The 15,133-nt window shown below is 41.7% G+C and carries 10 protein-coding genes and 1 pseudogene; all 11 read right to left on the reverse strand.

The window, feature by feature from the left end; all coding sequences use genetic code 11:
• Positions 1 to 14 precede the first annotated feature (14 nt).
• The gene (locus AC1DLI_RS29150) at positions 15 to 1,505 is read right to left on the reverse strand and encodes a spore germination protein (RefSeq protein WP_477608424.1); all 1,491 of its coding nucleotides are present in this window, start codon (positions 1,503 to 1,505) and stop codon (positions 15 to 17) included.
• Positions 1,506 to 1,763: 258 nt separating this feature from the next.
• Complete coding sequence (locus AC1DLI_RS29155) at positions 1,764 to 4,136, reverse strand: bifunctional diguanylate cyclase/phosphodiesterase (protein ID WP_477608426.1); 2,373 nt, start codon at positions 4,134 to 4,136, stop codon at positions 1,764 to 1,766.
• A 296-nt stretch (positions 4,137 to 4,432) separates the two neighbouring features.
• Entirely contained in the window at positions 4,433 to 5,455 is a 1,023-nt protein-coding gene (locus tag AC1DLI_RS29160) for an NADH:flavin oxidoreductase/NADH oxidase (RefSeq protein ID WP_477608428.1), read from the reverse strand.
• Positions 5,456 to 5,550: 95 nt separating this feature from the next.
• Positions 5,551 to 5,898, reverse strand: coding sequence for a rhodanese-like domain-containing protein (locus AC1DLI_RS29165; protein WP_477608430.1), 348 nt, complete (start codon positions 5,896 to 5,898; stop codon positions 5,551 to 5,553).
• 354 nt (positions 5,899 to 6,252) lie between these two features.
• Positions 6,253 to 6,672 (reverse strand): MarR family winged helix-turn-helix transcriptional regulator, encoded by a 420-nt coding sequence (locus AC1DLI_RS29170; RefSeq protein ID WP_477608433.1) that lies wholly within the window; start codon positions 6,670 to 6,672, stop codon positions 6,253 to 6,255.
• 297 nt (positions 6,673 to 6,969) lie between these two features.
• On the reverse strand, positions 6,970 to 8,379 hold the full coding sequence (gene gndA / locus AC1DLI_RS29175; protein WP_477608435.1) for an NADP-dependent phosphogluconate dehydrogenase: 1,410 nt from the start codon (positions 8,377 to 8,379) through the stop codon (positions 6,970 to 6,972).
• Between the two features lie 37 nt (positions 8,380 to 8,416).
• Positions 8,417 to 9,766 (reverse strand): glucose-6-phosphate isomerase, encoded by a 1,350-nt coding sequence (locus tag AC1DLI_RS29180; protein ID WP_308996511.1) that lies wholly within the window; start codon positions 9,764 to 9,766, stop codon positions 8,417 to 8,419.
• 40 nt (positions 9,767 to 9,806) lie between these two features.
• Positions 9,807 to 10,475: a fructose-6-phosphate aldolase gene (fsa, locus tag AC1DLI_RS29185; RefSeq protein ID WP_477608437.1), complete on the reverse strand. Its 669-nt coding sequence runs from the start codon at positions 10,473 to 10,475 to the stop codon at positions 9,807 to 9,809.
• A gap of 20 nt (positions 10,476 to 10,495) precedes the next feature.
• Positions 10,496 to 12,487, reverse strand: coding sequence for a transketolase (gene tkt / locus AC1DLI_RS29190; RefSeq protein WP_477608493.1), 1,992 nt, complete (start codon positions 12,485 to 12,487; stop codon positions 10,496 to 10,498).
• Positions 12,471 to 13,997 (reverse strand): glucose-6-phosphate dehydrogenase, encoded by a 1,527-nt coding sequence (gene zwf / locus AC1DLI_RS29195; protein ID WP_477608439.1) that lies wholly within the window; start codon positions 13,995 to 13,997, stop codon positions 12,471 to 12,473. The genes tkt and zwf overlap by 17 nt, the downstream gene beginning before the upstream one ends.
• A 377-nt stretch (positions 13,998 to 14,374) precedes the next feature.
• Positions 14,375 to 15,124: pseudogene (locus AC1DLI_RS29200) on the reverse strand (NAD(P)-dependent alcohol dehydrogenase); the annotation flags it as partial.
• Between the last annotated feature and the right edge of the window lie 9 nt (positions 15,125 to 15,133).

Consider the following 15,133-nt stretch of genomic DNA (forward strand, 5'->3'; position numbering starts at 1 on the left):
CCCTGATCTCCCCTTTATTTTTCAGGACCTGGCTTTCTCGTACTATCTCCCATCGCCTTTTCGTTTCTGGACAATAATTTGGGGCGGGTTCTCAATTTCCACACTGGAGATCTTATCAACAGGTCCTTCATCAGGCTAATTTCGCCAACATCCAAAGGATGGGAAATCGGTACGCCGAAAGAACGTAGAGTAACCAATCTCCACAGCAAAAAAAGAATACCCATAATGACGCCAAAGAGTCCTAAAATAGTCGCTAAAAATATTAAAAAATAATTGGTTACTCTTGACATATTTGTAAGGTTTATTGACGGCAGTGCAAAGCTTGAAATCGCAGAGATCGCCACAATAATGATCACGACAGGACTGACATAACCTGCTTCCACAGCCGACTGGCCTATAACGACGGCTCCAAGAAAACCGATGCTCTGTCCCAAACCTTTAGGCAGCCTTATTCCAGCTTCTTTAAGCACATCAATCATGAAGGTCATGAGCAGCACCTCAATTACGGAAGGAAACGGAACCTCACTTCTTCCCGCAGATATACGAATGGCTAAAGACGGGGGCATAATGGTATGATTATAGGCTACAAACGACACATACAGGGATGACAATGTCGAAGAAAGAAAAAAAGCGCAAATCCGAGTAATTCTCATGATCGAACTAAATATCCATTTTTGCGAATAATCGTCGGGTGTCTGAAATTCCTGTAAAACCAATAAAGGTACAATGATTACAAAGGAGAAGTTATCGCATAGTATAGCTACACGTCCCTCAGCCATATTAGCGACAGTTACATCAACGCGTTCGGTCAGCTTATATTGCGGCCAAATCGATAAAGGATTATCTTCGGTTAGTTCTGTTAAGACGGATATCGAATGGACTATATCGATGTCGATCCGGTCTAATCTACTGCATATCTCTTCAATAATTTGGGGCTTGGCTACGTTTTTCAACCAAACTATTCTTACTTTCGTATGGGATGTCCTTCCTAACTCCATTTGTCTAAACATTAAGTTTGGGGAAGGTAATCTCATTCTTAACAGGTTGAAATTTTTATTTATATCAGTTGTAAACGCTTCATTCCCACTCTGTATGGTGGGCTCTGTTTCTGATTTTTCAGCTACTTCACGCTTTAGTAATGGAATAACTAAAGCAAAATCTGTATCGTTACTTGTTAATGCAACATGACCTGTAAGAATAGCTTGTACGATGTGATCTTTTTCGTCTGAACTATAGACTTTCGCTGCAGAGATGACTCTTGATTTAATAATATCCATTAACTCGGCTGAAGTTAGATCACTTTCCTCCGAATTTCTGTCCTGCAATCTTTCGATTACATATTTGTTAATCATTTCATTTTCAATAAGATTTTCTATGTAAATAACATTTACTTCAGCTTTCCCGTTCAAAATGGGTATAATTCTTGAAACGAAATCACCATCGTCGCAAAATGCATCATTTAAATATTCCTTTAAACGCATCTTATTTTTTCCATTAAAAGACATCGAAAACAAGGCCTCCTTTATTTTTATAAAATAAGTATTTGTCTTTAGAGATTAAAAACTTTCTTAAGATAGGGTAAATATCTTCACAATAAGCAATCAACATTAAATATAGTTATGTTCATTCTGCTTCTAATTTATGTAAAAAACCTCGTAAAATCTTTTGATCGAAATTAAAAATGCAGCCCCAAATTTTATTGGGGCTGCACTTGTTTTAAATCAACTAACTTTCCTCGTTAGTACAATAACTCGGGCTCACTTTTACAATGAAGATGGTGATGTCTGCCTTACTCCATTTACTAATAAGTTCTCAAAATCATGAGCTGGAACAGGTTTACTAAACCAGTACCCTTGCACTTCATAGCATCCAAGACTCGACAATACTTTGATTTGACTTTCGGTTTCAACTCCTTCAGCAATTACCTTTAAGTTCAAACTATTTGACATAGAAATGATAGCCTCCACAATCTTTAAATCGCTATTGCTATTCATCATATTTTGAACAAAAGATTGGTCTATCTTCACCGTGTCTACTGGCAATTTACTTAAATAATGAAGTGATGAATGACCTGTTCCAAAATCATCAATTGAAATATGAATACCCATGTTTTTTAATTTATTTAAAGTAATATTGGTATATTTAAAATCTAAAATACTCATATTTTCTGTAATCTCAAGCTCAAGATAATTAGGATGGAGTCCTGTTTCGCTTAATACTTGTTCAATCATTTTTATAAAATCTCTTTGTTTTAGCTGGGGGGTCGAGATATTAACAGAGATGCGCACAGGAGGATAACCCAAATCCAACCATGTTTTATTTTGCATACACGCTGCACGTAATACACATTCGCCGATTGGATTAATAAGTCCTGTTCTTTCGGCTATTGGAATAAAGTCATTAGGTGAAATCCAACCCTTTTCTGGATGGTTCCAGCGAATTAATGTTTCTACTCCAGTAATAGCACTGGTAATTGTGTTGACTTTAGCTTGATAGTAAAGAATAAATTCCTCATTTTTTAATGCCTTTTCCATCTCTTTTTTCAGTATAAGTTCATTTTGATTTGGTTTTTCATCTCCAATTGTATAAAATTTAAATTTTTCGTTCCATTGGTCTTTTGCAAAATACATTGCAGCGTCAGCTTTTTTAATTAGATTATCTATGTTAATTCCGTGAAGGGGATATATACTGATTCCAATACTTGGACTAATTTGGATTTCGCTCTCTTTTATTGGAATGGGTTTTTGTAATTCATTAATGATTTTTCGTACAATTTTAGTCGTATCTTCGACATTGGTTCCTGGGATAAGTATTGTAAATTCATCTCCACCAAAACGGGAAACCAAATGAGTATCCTCTATGATACCTGTTAGCCGCTTAGCTAGACTTTTTAACAATAAATCTCCTGATTCGTGCCCCATCGTATCATTAACCAATTTAAACCCATCTATATCCATAAACAAAACGGCAACCTGTTGTCTTTCTATTTTTGCCTTTTCAATATACATTGTAAATTTATCAACAAACAGGTTTCGATTAGGTAGGTTGGTTAGAGCATCATGATAAGCTATGTGAATAATTTTTTGTTCATATTGTCTACGTTCCATTTCTGCTTGAGCACGTGATGAAAAAATTTTCAATAACGATTCTGCTAATGAACTATTCTCTATTGAGCTATGGTGCATAAATACAAATATCCCTAACGTATGACCTTTTGAATCAATTAAAGGAATCCCCATGTAACTGTCGATGTTTAAATCAATTAGCATTTTGTCGAACGGGAAACTCTGCTGAACACCTGTAGGATAGGAACGGAATCCTTCCTTTAAATTAAAGCATGGTGTGTTTGCTAATAAATATTCAATATTATCAACGATTTCCCCCTGGTTCCACAAAGCGATAGTTCTAATTTTGTCATTGCCAATCCATTCACCAATGTAGGCATAATCCACATTTAACAACTTAGCGGTATATTGAACTAAAGATTGAAAAAACACTTCTCCAACCTGAGCAGATACAACTTTCGATATATCCGATATTGCATTCTCTAATCTTTCATTTTCCGTAACATCTTTGGCAATCATATACAGACCCGTGATTCTATGATTAACAACAATCGGAACTGTCTTTGCGAATATTTTGATAAGATGACCGTTCTTATGAATAAGATGTAAAGAAACCTGTTGTGCTTCGCCCTCTTTTGCTTTTTCCAAGCCTTCAAGGAGATCTTTCAAACCTTCTTTTGAAACAAATATTTGAACTGATTTGCCTACAATATCATCGGCTTTATAACCAAATATTCGTTCTGCAATTGAATTAATGTTAACGATCGCTCCATCTAAGTCCAACATAGCTACTGCATCCTGATTATTATCAAACAAAGATTTATATTGATGTTCTCTATTTAATAATTCCACTTCATTTTCTCTGAATTTTTGAAAATAAAATTTACTTTTATCAAACTGACTTCCTATCCACCAACCAATTAGTACATATAGACTGGTTATCGTAAGAGAGATTAAAAAGCGTTTCCATCCACCTTCATAATAGCCATTCATGATATAGCCATAAATACTCCAACCTATCGCACTCATGATCACTATAACTACAGAAACGATTCTAGCTGTGTATCCCAATGTACTACCACCTATCACATATTAATAGGATTATTCTACCATAAAATACTCGAATGTTGTCGTTTCATGTCATATTGATCAAAAATTTAATATTGAAGCCTATTTCAAGGTTAATTAAGCTCGTTTATTTTTCTCGCATCATACATTTTATAATCATTGTCGACCAGCAATGGAAATTAAAAAAACTGACGCAGATGGTTTATCGACGTCAGCTCACAGTTTATATGTTTTTTTAAATGGCCAATTGCCCACGTTTTGAAGCGGCGGTTATTGTCATTTCAAGCATACGCTTGGTCTTAAAATCCTGCAGTATACTGTTTAGGGATTGCCGTTTCTTTTCCCAATTTTGTAGCAGCTTCCAATGCCCAATAAGGATTTCTCAGCATCCCTCTTCCCACAGCAACTAAATCTGCTTCTTCATTACCGATCACGGCGTTTGCCAATATCGGATCGTCGAGTCTTCCTACAGCGACCACTGGAATATCAAGTGCTTTTTTGATATTTTTAGCTAATGGTACTTGATAAGCTGCATGAGTTCCTGGTCTTCCCCATGCTGTGATAGGTCCCTCGCCACCGGAAGAAATATCAAACATGTCTACCCCAGCTTTCTGATATTCCTTAGCAAAAGCAATACTTTCCCCTATGCCATATCCGCCCTCGACATATTCTTTAGCAGAAATACGCATCATGAGCGGCATGTCCCCAGGCATCTCACCTTTTGCTGCCTGAATGATTTCACGACCAAATCGAGTCAGGTCTTTACCATATTCATCGTCCCGTTTGTTCGTAAGTGGAGAATGGAATTGATGAATCAAATAGCCGTGTGCCCCATGAATTTCAATGGTATCGAATCCGGCTTTCACAGCGCGAGCTACAGCTGTACGGAATTTCTCCACCATTCCTTTAACCTCTTCAGTCGTTAGTGCGCGAGGTTGTTTTGAATTTTCATCAAAAGCAATGGCAGATGGTGCTACAGGTACTCCCGCATCTTCCGCTTTACGTCCTGCATGGGCGATCTGGATTCCCACTTTGGCCCCGTAACTATGACAAGCATCCACGATCCGTTTCAGAGCCGGGATCTGCTCATCTGACCACAAACCAAGATCAAAGTCGGAAATACGGCCATCCGGCTCCACGTCCGTCATTTCAATCATGATAAAACCAGCTCCACCTATCGCACGGCTAACATAGTGCATGACATGCCAATCTGTAGCAACACCGTCTTTTTTATCAACCGAATACATACACATTGGCGGCATGACAATGCGGTTCTTTAATTCCATGCCTTTAATGGTAAAGGGACTAAATATATCTTTCATGAGAAAGACTCCTCTCTTTATTTGAATATAATCGCCAAACAAAATGCATGCGCAATCATCTATAATATCATGCTCAATATCCTGAGCCGAGCTAATTACTTCATAATTACATAGAGACAACGAAATCCATGCTTTCGTAAAATTCGCGCAGCTTTTTTAGACTTGAATACCCCATTAGACAATATAAAAACATTTTCCTCACGGACAAGATATTTTTGCCACACGTAAGGAAGACGCCCTAATGAGATATTTATCGTACCAGTCGTAGGCTCAGAAGTGTACTCGACTGCATCCCTAATATCAATAACTTTGAATTCGTGCAGCCCACTTTGTAGCTTCAAAAAGTCTTCATAATCAATATGTTTTAGGCTAGGTAAAGGCAAAAGCTGACGTATAAACATAATCAAACCTAGTATTACTGTTGAAAACAGCAACCAAGACATTCCAAAAACCTCTCTTTTCTTTGGAAGATACAGAAAAAGTAGAAGCTATACTTATTAAACGGTTAAACCACTCCTCGCCATAAGATTTTTTATATCTGGCTATCCAAATAACAGGCGAGATAAATTCCCGTCGCCTCTGCGATTCAACTGGAAGCACATGTAATAATAATGACTTTGTCTCATAACTGACTGGTGCGGTAGGTTTCGACATATATAAACATGCGCATGCATCTAATTTAACGGATATTTTAAGTGTCGTCAAGTCTTTTGAAAACAAAAATTGTTTTATCGAATTAGAACACAATATATCAATTAAGAAACTGAAGACAATATGTCAGTTTAAATACGCAGCTTTTAGAACAATTTTTGTATAACGTTTTGTAATTCTGTTTTCAATCCCTCTTTTTGGAGTTCTGATTGTAAAACCTGATTAAAGGTTTGTAGTGCGCGGTGGTATTTATTTTCGCCTAATTCCGTAATTCGAGTATAAATACCTCGTCGATCATCCTCACACATATGTCTTTGAAGGGCGCCACAGTTTTTGGCTTCCATTCTTACTACGAGTCTCGAAGTCGCACTTTGACTTAAACCAACCATTTCCTGAAGTTGCTGTAATCGTAATTCTTTACCATCCGACTTGTATATAAAATTTAATACATAAAACTCTTTCAAAGATAAATCATATTGTTGTTGCAGAGCTTGCTCTAATTTGTCAGTAACATTGGAATATATATGAGTTAAAGATAACCATTTATCTAAAAGATCATTTTGCAATTTTAGACCCACCAATCTATATTAAAGTATTTTCATATACTTTATCTTATTGTAACAAGCAAAAACCGAATGGTCAAAACCCATGTCATTCTCGATTGAGACATAGCCATATCAAAGCAATGCCACGAGATTATAAAAAACCGCCAATTTATTAATTGGCGGTTTTTCTATCCAGGAACCTAATTCTGATTCATAGCATGCAATGAATTTCTAAATTATCTACTATTTATTAAATGGCTTTCCGATTTACGGTTTGCAAGCACTCTTGTTTATCGGTCGAAATGATTGAAAAAAATATTATTTCATCCATTGAAAATGAAAGCTGCCCTCTTGGTCGAGCCGCTGGAACGTATGCGCTCCAAAATAATCCCTTTGCGCCTGCAATAAATTAGCCGGAAGCCTCTCTGAACGGTAGCTGTCATAATAAGCTAAAGCCGAGGAGAATGCTGGAACCGGAATTCCTCTGGTTACCGCGATCGAGATGACATTTCTCCAAGCGTCTTGATAGTTATCTACGATCCCCTTGAAGTATTCATCCAAAAACAGGTTTTTCAAAGCCGGGTCGCGATCGTAAGCATCCTTAATATTTTGCAAGAAGCCTGCGCGGATAATGCAGCCCCCGCGGAATATCATCGCAATGCTTCCGTAGCTCAAGTCCCATTTGTATTCGTCGGAAGCAGCTCTCATTTGTGCAAAGCCCTGCGCGTACGAAGCAATTTTGCTTGTATAAAGTGCTTTGCGCACGGCCTCGATAAACTCCTTAGGATCGCCTTCATAGCTTGATGCAGCCGGTCCATTCAACCGCTCGCTTGCAGCCACGCGCTCTTCTTTCATGGCGGAGATAAACCGTGCAAACACGGATTCTGTAATAATGGACAACGGAACTCCCAAATCTAGCGCGCTTTGGCTTGTCCATTTCCCGGTTCCTTTTTGCCCTGCCGAATCAAGGATAACGTCCACCATCGGCTTGCCTGTATCGGGATCCGTTTTCGCAAAAATGTCGGCCGTTATTTCAATTAAGTAGCTATCAAGCTCCCCACGGTTCCATTCCGTGAAAATCTCATGAAGCTCGTTCGTATTCAAGTGCAATACATCCTTCAACAAGTGATACGCTTCGCCAATGAGCTGCATATCGCCGTATTCGATGCCATTGTGTACCATTTTGACATAATGACCTGCACCGTCTTCACCGATGTAAGTGGAGCAAGCATCGCCGTTCACTTTTGCCGAGATTGCAGTCAAGATTGGCTCTACGAGCTCATAAGCGTCTTTTTGTCCGCCTGGCATAATCGAAGGGCCATTTAGCGCCCCCTCTTCGCCGCCTGAAATGCCCGCGCCGATAAAGCGGAAGCCTTTCGCTTGCAGATCTTTGTTTCTCCTTTGTGTATCAGGGAAATGCGCGTTTCCTCCGTCTATGAGGATATCCCCTTGACTAAGGAAAGGCAGGAGCTGATTAATCGTATCATCCGTCGCTTGTCCTGCTTTGACCATAATTAGTATTTTACGCGGCGCCTCTAACGCTTGGACAAACTCTTCCACGCTGTAAGTGCCTACGAAGTTTTTGCCTGGCGCTTCCTCCAAAAGCTCATTCGTTTTCTCAGGTGAACGATTATATACAGCAACCGAGAACCCTTTACTTTCCATGTTTAATGCGAGATTCTTACCCATAACGGCTAAGCCTACTACGCCAATTTGTTGTTTTTTCATCGTAACAACCTCCTGTTAATCATAAAATGTTAGTTTTTCATTCCTGGCCCGACGCGGATAAACGCTTCATGAGCTCGGCTTTTTGCGCTTCAAAACCGGGCTTGCCTAGCAGCGCGAACATATTGATCTTGTACGCCTCCACGCCAGGCTGATCGAACGGGTTCACCCCAAGCAGCAGCCCGCTGATGCCGCAGGCCTTCTCAAAAAAGTACACCATTTCGCCATACGTATATTCGCTTAGTTCATCCATTTCAACGATCAGATTAGGTACGCCTCCGTCAACATGGGCAAGTCGTGTGCCTTGTGCTGCCTTCTTGTTTACTTCATCCAGCGTCATGCCAGCTACGAAATTCAAGCCGTCCAGATTGCCCTCGTCCTCTTGAATGGTCAGCTCGATGCGCGGCTTTTTCACCGACAGCACCGTTTCAATGAGATCGCGCCGGCCTTCTTGGACATACTGTCCCATCGAGTGCAAATCTGTCGTAAAATCAACGGATGCGGGGAAGAGCCCCTTCTGGTCTTTTCCTTCACTCTCGCCGAATAGCTGCTTCCACCATTCAGATACAAAATGCAAGGAAGGTTCGAAGTTAACGAGCAGCTCAATGGTTTTCCCCTTACGGTAAAGGGCATTGCGGACAGCGGCATATTGATAGCTTTCATTTGTGGAAAGATCGGCATTATTATATTTCTGAGCAGCGGCAGCAGCACCAGCCATCATTTGATCGATGTCGAGTCCGGCAGCGGCAATGGGCAGAAGCCCCACGGCCGTTAGAACGGAATAGCGTCCGCCCACATCGTCCGGAATAACGAAGGTTTCATAACCTTCTTCATCGGCAAGTTTTTTAAGTGCGCCTTTGGATGAATCGGTAGTCGCAAAGATCCGTTTTTTGGCTTCGCTTTTTCCGTATTTCTTTTCCATATAATCCCGCAAAATACGGAAAGCGATTGCTGGCTCCGTTGTCGTTCCCGACTTTGAGATGACATTTAGGGAAATATCCTTGCCCTCGAGCATCTCGAGCAGATGAGAAATGTACGTAGAGCTTATATTTTGTCCGGCAAAATACACTTGGGTTTTACCATTCATTTGGTTATGGAACGTATGGGATAGCGCTTCAATTGCAGATCTTGCGCCCAAATATGAACCGCCAATGCCGATGACGATCAAAGCTTCGGAATGGCTGCGAATACGCTCGGCAGCATTTTTGATTCTCGCAAACTCTTCCTTGTCATATTGAAGCGGCAAATTCACCCAACCCAGATAATCAGACCCTGGGCCTTCCTTCTCGTGAAGCATACGGTGAGCCACGCCTACAAAATCATTGAAATAATCAACTTCATGCTGTTGGATAAATGATAATGCATTGGAATAATCAAATGAAATAGACAATTGAAACTGCTCCTTTCAAACTGCATTTTTTAGTTGTATTTTAAACTTGAACTGTTTTTTTCCAATCGGCAGCGAATTTCTCCATCCCTTGATCCGTCAATGGATGTTTGGATATTTGTTCAATAACCGTAAACGGAATCGTTGCGATATGTGCGCCTGCCATCGCTACGCGAGTCACATGATCCGGATGGCGGACAGATGCTGCGATAATTTGCGCGTCCAGGTTATGAATGCGGAATAATTCTGCCACTTTCACGATTAATAGTACGCCATCTTCCGAAATGTCATCCAAACGCCCTAGAAATGGCGAGACATAGGTAGCGCCTGCGCGAGCAGCAAGGAGCGCTTGATTCACTGTGAAAATTAACGTAACGTTTGTTTTCACGCCTTTTTTGGTTAAATAACGACAAGCTTCTAAGCCTGCTAGTGTCATCGGAAGCTTTATCGTAATGTTTTTATCATTATTATTGATTTTGATCAGCTCGTTCGCTTGCTGGATCATTTCTTCAGCTGTCACCGCATCAGGTGTTACTTCGGCAGAAACAGATTCAACTTCAGGTACTTCCCGCAAAATCTCTGCAATTCGGTCTTCGAATTTCACGCCTTCCTTGGCAACCAAGGAAGGATTCGTTGTAACGCCGGATAAGATACCAATTTTGTACGCTTTTTTAATATCTTCCACGTTTGCTGTATCGATAAAAAATTTCATTATGGTCTACCTCCATTTTTTTATTTGCTAAGCAATTGTTTAGTTTGGCGAACCACATTATCTAATGAGAAACCAAAGTACTCCATTACCTCATTGCCAGGACCTGATGCGCCGAAAGTATCGATAGACAATATTTTGCCGTATGGTCCCGTGTAACGCTCCCAGCCAAGTGAAATACCGGCTTCAATCGCTATCCGTTTTGAGATGGAAGAAGGAAGAACAGACTGCTTGTAGGCTTCGGACTGACGATCAAACAGTTCTCTGCTCGGCATCGCAACGACACGTACAGAGAGGTTATCCCGCTCAAGCTCCGCTTTTGCGTTCACAGCCAGGGAAACCTCAGAACCGGTTCCGATAAGAATGACATCCGGCTGGTCGTTTGTTTCCGTCAGGACATAGGCGCCTTTCGCTACGCCATTAACATTGGCCTTGGTTGCTTCATAAATTGGAAGGTTTTGGCGACTTAGCACTAACGCTACCGGACCTTCTTTTTGCTGCAACGCATACGCCCATGCGCTTGCCGTTTCATTAGCGTCCGTTGGCCGAATAACCGTAAGGCCCGGAATAGTACGCAGTGCGGCCAGATGCTCGACAGGCTCATGCGTAGGGCCGTCTTCTCCAACGGCAATGGAATCATGAGTAAATACATAAATGATCGGTAACTTTTGCAAGGCAGCCAAACGAATGGACGGCCGTAAATAATCGCTGAATACGAAGAAGGTGCTGACGAACGGTTTTACGCCGCCATGTAATGCCATGCCGTTGCCGGCTGCACCCATTGCATGCTCGCGAACACCAAAGTAGATGTTTCGTCCCGAATAGGAATCCACAGCAAAGGTTTGCTCGCCGTTTATATCCGTCATCGTGGAATGCGATAAATCTGCGCTGCCTCCAAAAATCGATGGAACAGATTTAATGTAATGATTGATAGCCGCACCGCTTGCTACCCGGGTAGAAACGGATTTGGCGGAGTCAAACGTAAGGATGTCGGCGGCATCAAACACAACCGTTCCGTCGATGACTTGCTCCAGTTCTTTACCAAGCGAAGGATACTGTGCTTTATAGGAAGTTAGTAATCTTTTCCAATCCTCTTCTTTTGCTTCGCCTTTATGCTTAAGTTGGTCAAAATGAGCTTTGACTTCCGCCGGAACGGTAAACTCTTCCTCGTACTGCCAGCCGTAAGCTGCCTTCGTTGCTTTTGCCTCTTCTTTGCCTAGCGGATTGCCGTGTGCTTTGTTCGTTCCCGCTACCTTGCTTCCAAAGCCAATAATCGTCCGGATTTCGATAATGGTTGGCTGCGATTCGTTTTGCTTGGCAGCTTCGATGGCTTTCGTAATTTGCGCCACGTCATTGCCGTCCTCAACCCTTAAATATTCCCAGCCTGCTGATTCCGCTCTTTTTTGCATATTCTCTCCGAAGGAAAGGTTCAGGTCGCCATCTAAAGAGATATCATTGGAATCGTACAAGACTACTAATTTTCCAAGCTTCATATGTCCTGCCATGGACATTGCCTCGTACGCGACTCCTTCCATCAAACATCCGTCACCAACAAGCGCGTACGTATAATGATCGATAACCGGAAAGCTGCTTTGGTTGAACTTTGAAGCCAGATGAGCTTCTGCCATTGCCATTCCGACAGCCATGGCAAGCCCTTGACCTAAAGGCCCTGTCGTTGCTTCTACGCCATCCGTGTGGCCAAATTCGGGATGCCCCGGTGTTTTGCTGTTTAGCTTGCGGAACTGCTTCAAATCCTCAATCGATACCTTATATCCCGACAAATGCAGGAGACTATAAAGCAATGCCGAGCCGTGGCCCGCAGAAAGAACGAAGCGGTCGCGGTTGAACCACTTGGCATGGCTTGGATTGTGATTCAGCAATTTTGCCCAAAGGGCATACGCCATTGGCGCAGCTCCCATCGGCAGGCCCGGATGGCCTGAATTAGCGCTGTTTATGGCATCAATAGACAAAGTTCGTATCGTATCAATAGCTAACTGGTCAATGGTTTGTGTGATAGGCATATTCTTCTCCTTGTTGTGCATTTATTTCTTGTTCAGGCTTGGAATCAAACCACCAGTGGTAGCCGTCTTTCGCCAATAGCTCATCGGACTCGGCAGGACCGTAAGAACCTGCTGAATAAAGATGAAGAGGAGCAAGATTTTCTTCAAACGCATGCAAGATGGGTTGAACCCATTTCCAAGACAATTCAACTTCATCCCAATGCGCGAAAAACGTTGGGTCTCCGTGTAAAGCGTCGTGAAGCAAATTTTCGTAAGCCTCGGGCACATCATTTTGACTCGTATGAAAGTCGATGTTCATCGGCTTGAATTCCCCTTTTTGCTGCGGGTCCCTCGAATTCAATTGCAATGTGATGCTTTCGTCAGGGCTAATTTCAAATACTAACAAATTCGGTATTTTGCGATCGTCATTTGCTGAGGATTGCTGCTTTAACGGTTCTTTGAATTCGATGACGATTCGTGTTGATTTCTCCTTCATTCTTTTGCCTGTTCGGATATAAAAAGGAACGTCCCGCCAGAATGCGTCATCGATCTGCAATTTAGCCGCTATAAATGTGTCATTCATGGACGATTTGGCTATGCTTGGCTCGGAAGTATACCCTACTACCTGCTTCCCTTGGATGGTTCCTTCTCGGTATTGGCCACGGATCACGCTCGATTTAACATTCTCTTTCTCGAGCGGCTCAAGGGATTCCATAACCAGCTTTTTCTTAAAGCGCACGTCATCGGAGGTACTGTTCGTAGGAAGGTGAATCGCCACCATCATAAGCAATTGCAGCATATGGTTTTGAAACATATCCCTAACCGCGCCTACATGATCGTAATATCCTGCTCTTTCTTCAACGCCAACGGTTTCGTTTGCCGTTATCTGAACGTTCGCAATGTAACGGTTAGACCACAATGCTTTAATGACCGGATTAGTCTTCTGCAAAACCTCTAGATTCTGCACCATCGGTTTGCCTAGATAATGGTCAATCCGGAAAATTTCATGTTCCGCAAAAGTTTTGCTCAGCTTTTGATTTAACTCCCGGGCCGATTGTAAATCGTGGCCAAAAGGCTTTTCAATGATCAGGCGCTTCCAGCCCTTTGCTGAACCAAGTCCGCTTTCTTTGATGTTGGAAGCTATCGTTTCAAAAAACTCAGGCCCAACAGATAAATAAAACATTCGATTCGGTGATAAATTCAGCGCTTCCTCTCGTTGCTCAATCATTTGCAGGAGCTTCTGGTAATCCTCTTTATGGCTTACATCCAAAACGCTATAACGGAATGCGCTTAGAAATTTTTTGATTAATGCGGGATCGTTTGCTTCACGTCTGGAAAAGTTACGAAGGGATTGCTCGACATTTGCTTGAAATGTTTCATCGGATAATTCCCTTCTTCCAAGACCAATCACAGAAAATGATTGCGGCAGCTTCTGATCGACAAATAAATTATACAAGGCAGGGTAAATTTTTCTTTTAGCTAAATCCCCTGTTGCTCCAAACAAAACGAACGTTGTTGCCTCCATTTTATTTCTCCCTTCAACATGGCTTCTCTTAATATCTTTCGTATCCACATGAGGCAGTGGCTAAAGCAGCAACACTGTCCCTCCAAATCAACAAGCACTGGTTTCTTTTTCTTAGTTTCACTATAATACGAATACGACCTATACAAGTAATTAATATATTTCACAGGAGCTATAGACCACATCTATGAACATTTTTGAGCTGGCACCGGTATTCAAGAGCCGTAGGATAAAAATTGCGCATTCCTTGAACAGGAGTTACGATCCAAGACATACTGTGCGTTTCCTAAAGAAAAACAAAAGATGGGCTTACCATAGAAATGGTAAGCCCATCTTCTTTCATTAGAGCTGATCCAAGTTGATTGAACGCATCTCCACCATTACATGGTTGAAATGTCGATAACGAATCGATAACGTACGTCACCTTGTTTAATCCGATCCCAAGCTCGATCCACTTCATCTGCGTGAATTCTTTATATCTGGGGAACGATACGATGTTCAGCACAGAAATCCAACATCTCCTGAGTCTCTCGAATACCGCTTATACTTGAACCGGTGAGGTTTTTTCTTGCCAGGATCGAAAACGCATTGAATGATACTGGCTCTGCAGGCAAACCGACGTTAACAAGTGTTCCGCCAACACCTAATAACGATAAATAAGCATCGATGTCGAGAAGCGTTGAAACGGTGTTTAAAATTAAATCGAACATGCCGGCAAGCTCGGTGAATGTAGACTGATTACAAGTTGCATAATAGTGATGCGCACCAAAGTGAAAAGCTTCTTCACGCTTGYTCTCGCCTTGACTTAACACTGTAACGCTCGCACCCATCGCGTGAGCGATTTGGACTCCGAGATGTCCGAGTCCTCCCATCCCAATGATGGCAACCTTCATGCCAGAACTAGCATTCCAATGCTTTAGCGCAGAGTACGTTGTGATACCTGCACATAATAACTGGGCAGCAACGTCAAGTCCAAGTGCATCCGGGATACGAACCACGTATTCCTCGTCCACAACGATTTGCGAGCTGTAACCGCCGTAAGTGTGGTTCCCTTCATAATCAAGTACATTGTAAGTATATACAGCTCCCTTTTTACAAAATTGCTCTTCACCGGACAAACAATATTCACACAATTATTA

The sequence above is a fragment of the Paenibacillus sp. 01T443 genome (assembly GCF_056398325.1).

Coding starts and splice junctions, on each gene's coding strand:
- AC1DLI_RS29165 (WP_477608430.1), bottom strand. CDS start 5,898: ATGTCTTGGTTGCTGTTTTCAACAGTAATACTAGGTTTGATTATGTTT.
- zwf (WP_477608439.1), bottom strand. CDS start 13,997: ATGGAGGCAACAACGTTCGTTTTGTTTGGAGCAACAGGGGATTTAGCT.
- AC1DLI_RS29150 (WP_477608424.1), bottom strand. CDS start 1,505: ATGTCTTTTAATGGAAAAAATAAGATGCGTTTAAAGGAATATTTAAAT.
- gndA (WP_477608435.1), bottom strand. CDS start 8,379: ATGAAAAAACAACAAATTGGCGTAGTAGGCTTAGCCGTTATGGGTAAG.
- fsa (WP_477608437.1), bottom strand. CDS start 10,475: ATGAAATTTTTTATCGATACAGCAAACGTGGAAGATATTAAAAAAGCG.
- AC1DLI_RS29160 (WP_477608428.1), bottom strand. CDS start 5,455: ATGAAAGATATATTTAGTCCCTTTACCATTAAAGGCATGGAATTAAAG.